Origin of the sequence: Leifsonia shinshuensis (assembly GCF_022606355.1) — a bacterium.
Lineage (GTDB): Bacteria > Actinomycetota > Actinomycetes > Actinomycetales > Microbacteriaceae > Leifsonia > Leifsonia shinshuensis_B.
Genome location: NZ_JAHHZQ010000009.1, coordinates 1 through 1,427, shown reverse-complemented (window position 1 = coordinate 1,427; position 1,427 = coordinate 1). Strand labels below are relative to the sequence as shown.

At 64.2% G+C, this 1,427-nt stretch carries 1 protein-coding gene; it reads right to left on the bottom strand.

Annotation, left to right across the window (positions count from 1 at the left end; all coding sequences use genetic code 11):
• Nucleotides 1-88 precede the first annotated feature (88 nt).
• A complete protein-coding gene (locus KNO15_RS22760) occupies nucleotides 89-1,330 on the bottom strand; it encodes an integrase core domain-containing protein (RefSeq protein ID WP_441328151.1) in 1,242 nt (413 codons plus the stop codon).
• Nucleotides 1,331-1,427 lie beyond the last annotated feature (97 nt).

Here is a 1,427-nt window from a genome sequence, read left to right as displayed (position 1 = left end):
GCTGTGATGTCTCAAGACATCTCTGACGTTTCTGCCTCAGGACATCTCTGACAGTTCGTGTCTCAGGACATCTCTGACAGTTCATGTCTCAGGACATCTCTGACAGTCCCGGGATCTTGCGTGGGCCACGGGGTCCGCGGGGGTTGCCGCTGCCGACGTATTTGGTCCCCGGCTCGGGCCAAACGTATTCGGCCAACAGGGTGCCGTGCGCGTCGAAGATCAAGAGTCGGTCCTGCTCCTCGACCCGATAAGCGATCTGGCCGGCCAGGGTTCGGCTGACTTGGAACTTGGTGCCGCGGGCATAGACGGTGCCGTTGGTCTGGATCCGGGTCATCCACGGGCCCTCGTTCTCTCCGACCGGCGCGGCCGGCTGAGCAGGTGGTCGAGGCGCCTCGACCACCGGCGTCGCCGCCCACGCCAACGCCGGAGTGACCCGACCCGGCAGCCCTTGATGCGGGCGCTCGGTGTTATAGATCAGGTCGAACGCGTCGACCTGGCCCTGCAACTGCTCGAGCGTTTCCGCCAACGGTTGCTTATCCAGCCACCGGAACAGCGTTTGATGGAAGCGCTCGTTCTTGCCCTGGGTGGTCGGCTTATAAGGCTTCCCGGTGATCGGCTCGACGCCGAGCGAACGCAGATAGGCGACCAGCTGACCCAGGATCCCACGCCGGGACGGGTTCAACGCCAACCCGTTATCCGACAGCAGCCGCTGCGGAACACCATGCGCCGCAATGCCCTTGCTCACCACCGCGATCGCGCCCTCGGAGGTCTCACCCCAAGACACATGGGAGGCGACCGCGAGCCGGGAGTGGTCGTCGATCAGCTGGAAGATCACGCACTTGCGGCCCCCGGTGAGCACATACTCGGTCGCGTCCAGCTGCCAGCACGCGTTCGGCGCCGGATACACGAACCGACGGAACGCCGCCCGCGGCTTCTTCCTCGGCTCCAACCGGGCAACTCCCGCATCACGGAAGATCCGCGCCAGCGATGACACCGCCGGCACCGGCTCCATGCCCAGCGCCCGCATCTTCTCGTGAACACTGATCGGACCATGATCCAACCCAGAGGCCTCCAACGCCGCCCGCACCGCAACCGCCCGTTGGACTACCTCATCCGCGACCCGCGACGGGCTGACACGCGGACGCCGGGATCGCGGCTCCAACGCGGCAGCCGGACCGTCCTCCGCCACCCGTCTTCGGATCGCATAGAACGTCTCCCGCGAGATCCCATGCTCCAAACAGAACGTCGTCACCGCACCGCGCGGAGCATCCGGCGGCCACTGAACAATCGCGAGACGGACACGAGGATCAACAGGGTCAACACGGCTCATCCCTCAAAGATCGAGGGAGAAGTGTCAGGACCAAACAACACCGAAGCGTCAGAGATCTATTGATTCACAACTGTCAGAGATGTCCTGAGACATGACA